This window comes from Fulvivirga aurantia (genome assembly GCF_009711475.1).
In the GTDB taxonomy this organism is placed as follows: Bacteria; Bacteroidota; Bacteroidia; order Cytophagales; family Cyclobacteriaceae; genus Fulvivirga; species Fulvivirga aurantia.
The window spans coordinates 1-3,629 of the sequence record NZ_SMMD01000528.1 but is presented as its reverse complement, the minus strand read 5'-3'; the positions used below and the strand labels follow the sequence as shown (position 1 = coordinate 3,629).

Here is a 3,629-nt window from a genome sequence, read left to right as displayed (position 1 = left end):
ATTATAACCGTATTCCTCACTTTTGTAATTTTTGGCTTCAGTAATTCCATCTGTATATAATACTATGATGTCATCCTGAGCGTAGCTAATCGCATTAGTCTGAATGTAATTTTCAAATCCATCTGCTCTTAAAATCCCTAAACCCAAACCTTTATTCTTAAAAAAATCAGCCTTTTTATCTTTTGCATTGTAATATAAAGTGGGACAATGCCCGGCTCTGGCAAATTCTATACTCTTTTTAGCACTGTCAATCACAAAAAAGGAGGTAGTGATAAAGGAAGTTCGGTCCAGGCATAGGCTCAACGCCTTATTTGCATTCACCAAAAAGTCTTTTGGGGACTGATCTAATTGAGACAAACTATGAAAAACACCCTTCATTTGAGACATATGAAATGCTGCCGAGGTGCCTTTACCCGAAACATCACTGATGATTAACGCTAATTTGTTTTCATTAATTCGGTAAGTATCATAATAATCACCACCTACCTCATCGGCTGCTTCAGAAAAAGCTACTATATCAAAGTCATCACTCTTATCGAGGTTATCTGGTAGTAAACTACTCTGTACCCTTTTTGCAATTTTTAATTCCTCTTTGTAGCGCTCATTTTCTAGTACTTCTGAAAGTAGTCTAAAGTTTTCTATGGAGATACCGGCCTGATTGGCGAAAGTATCTATGATCTTGGTCATTTCTTTGTTAAAGCCATCACTAACTTCTTTGAGCAAAGCAATGGTACCTAACTGCTTACTTTTCACATAAATAGGAAAAGCCATGATAGATCTAAACCTTAGTCCTTTGAGTGTGGATAAATGTTTATTTAAGTTTTTCGTTTTATCACTACTCTGATCTAAAACACCTTTTATATTATTTGCTTCTATATGTTTCTTAATAGCGATTACCTCACCTTCCGAAATCCCGTGAGTATAAAATTCAGATGAGTTATTTTCATTTTTAATCTCAATCCAGGCGGCATCTGCGAACACCGTGCTTACAGAACTTTCTAATAAAATATCATAAACTCTTTCTTCATTTTGCTCTGTTTGTATAGACTGACTTAAGCGCTGAAAATTCACCACCTCTTCCAGCTTTTGTTCGAATACAGAAGAGGTAGGCAAATTGAATAATATGACTAATAGAGAAAATAAGGCATAGATAAATATAAATGCCATCAGTGCTATAATAAAGACATTGTCAACAAAGTCTAAGTATTGAGTTGTTTTATCTCCTATCTCAATAGAAAGTGTAAACAGGGTGAAAGAGAAGTAGCCCAGATAGAACATAGCCAGTGCAATAAGCAATATACTTTTCCACTTCTGCTTAAAATTTAGATAGGCTACCCACTTCATGTTCGCTGAAAGCAAAACACCAAGTAAAATCAAAATGCCTGTCAAATAGTCTTGTATATATTCTAAAAACGGCCATTCAAGAACATTGAAAATAAGGCTAATCAGCAACGAGTATTCAAAAACTAACCAAGCCCTTAGTAGAAATTTTGATTTCTGGTATAAGATCAGCCTCTTCCACACCACAAATGTTGAAATCAAAAAACCACAAACCAGACCGAGGTTTACTATATAAATAAAATCAAGAAGAATGACGCTCTCTGCGAGTTTGGTATTACCCAAAATAGTGAGAAAGAACCTGAAAAACAGAGAGACAATGGTAGTGATAAGTCCAGTTACAAAGACCTTCCATAGTAAATCAACAAAGTTTATGCTTTCTGCCTTTTCTATACGGAATTTGTAGAACACAAATAATGATAAGATAAAAAGACTTAGCATTATAGGCGGTAATCCGGGATTGATACCCGGCTCAACATTGCTATTTGCACTGAAAACAATGAAAATATCTGTGAATGCCAAAGCCACCCATGTGATTATGGCTGAGAGTGTAGTGAGTCTTATAATGGCTTTACTGCTGAGCATATCAGAATAAATCGCCTTGAAGATACTAAAATAATAAAGGTAAGCCTACAGGCTTACCCTTTACTATTTAATATAAGATGTACTTATTATTTACTTTATCATAATACGCTTTACAACAGGGGTTGGTGTAGTTACATTAAGAATGTAAATACCTGCTTTAAGCTGTTTACTAAAGTTTATTTTTTGATTAAAGCCTGTATCCTTATCTAAGAAGATTTCTTCTAAATGAACTACCTCACCCTTCACGTCAACTATTTTTACTTCAGCCGTTAAGCTTTTATCAAATCCCGAAAGTTGCAAGTTGATGAAATCACCTTCTGAAGGTATAGGATATACGAAAGCTTCCAATTGTCCAGTGAGTGGTACAGTAACCTTTACAGGTTCGAAGACCTCACTTGTGCCATCAAAATCTACCTGAGTAAGGCGGTAATAAGAAGTTCCTCCAAATGGCATATTATCCTTAAAATCATAGCTCATTGTCTGGTTGGTTGTACCATTACCTTCTACAATTCCAATTTCTTCAAATGATGATGTATTTGCCCCTCTTTCAATGATAAAGTAATCATTGTTTATCTCAGATGCGGTCACCCAATTTACTTCAACTTTTCCATTCTTTGGAGTTGCCTCAAACTTAACAAGACTTACTGGAAGCGGAGAAGCACCATCTTCAATTGTAAAAGGAGAAAAATCATTTACACCAGGAATTGTTGCCATATAAGGACCCGTTCCACTTGCGGCTATACCTTCAGCAAGTTTTTCCCAAATAGAGCCATTGTAATGTATGATATTCATGTCTGCTCTATTGAAACTTCCTACCTCATTGGCTGCATTCCACTGAAAAGTAATATCGGCACTTGAGCCACCTGCTGTTCCTTCTGATATAAACCAGGTTCTATCTAAGATTAAATCGCTAACCAAAGTGCCTGTTTCACAACCACCTTCCTCATAGACGTTGCTACATACTCTTATTCCAAAATCATCTGCCACTCCTGATGAATTATCTACGATTAATGGAGTGTAAGAATTTGTAAATCTACCTACTGGATATGAAACTGCTCCAGTTCTTCCACCAGCTCCAAGATTTTGTTGTATAAGCTCCCCGTTACCAGAGGTTAATACATAACTCGCGACACTTCCATTAACAATATTACCAGTTGAGGTTATGGTCAAATTTTGATCTGATATATCAATATTACCTGCAGTCATATCTAGAGTATTAGAAACTACTACATTTGAGCCAGAGGCTAGATTTACAACACCTCCACTTTTATTTATAGTAAGATTGTAAAAGCTTTCTCCATTCATGTTAGTAATTGTTTGAGTAGCGCCAGCATCAAAAGTAACTGTTTCCTGGCCTTCAACGAAAGGATCAGCATTTGTACTTGTATTTATCCAATTACCAGCGAAAGTAATATTATCATTTCCTGTATCAACATTTAATTGGGCTGAACCTGAAATTGTAAGATCTCCATTTACATCAAGATTACCTTGTGAAGTTTTAGTATCAGAACCAGTAAGGGTGATATTACTATAATTGTCTTGAGGTACAATAATATCTTGCATACCAGATCTTGTGTAGTTAAAGTCATTTATTCCATTACTAGTAAATAATCTGGTGTCAGGATCATAAGTAGACCCTTCATAATTCCAAGTAGCTCCGTTTAGATTATTGAAATCTGTATTATTATCTATGTTAACAAATATAC

General features: G+C 35.4%; 2 protein-coding genes. Both read right to left on the bottom strand.

What is annotated here, in order from left to right; translation table 11 throughout:
• A partial coding sequence (locus tag E1176_RS04120) for a GAF domain-containing SpoIIE family protein phosphatase (protein ID WP_155209305.1) occupies nucleotides 1-1,923 on the bottom strand: 1,923 nt, incomplete at its 3' end.
• A gap of 90 nt (nucleotides 1,924-2,013) precedes the next feature.
• Nucleotides 2,014-3,629: T9SS type A sorting domain-containing protein (locus E1176_RS04115; RefSeq protein ID WP_155209304.1), on the bottom strand; the 1,616-nt coding region annotated here is incomplete at its 5' end.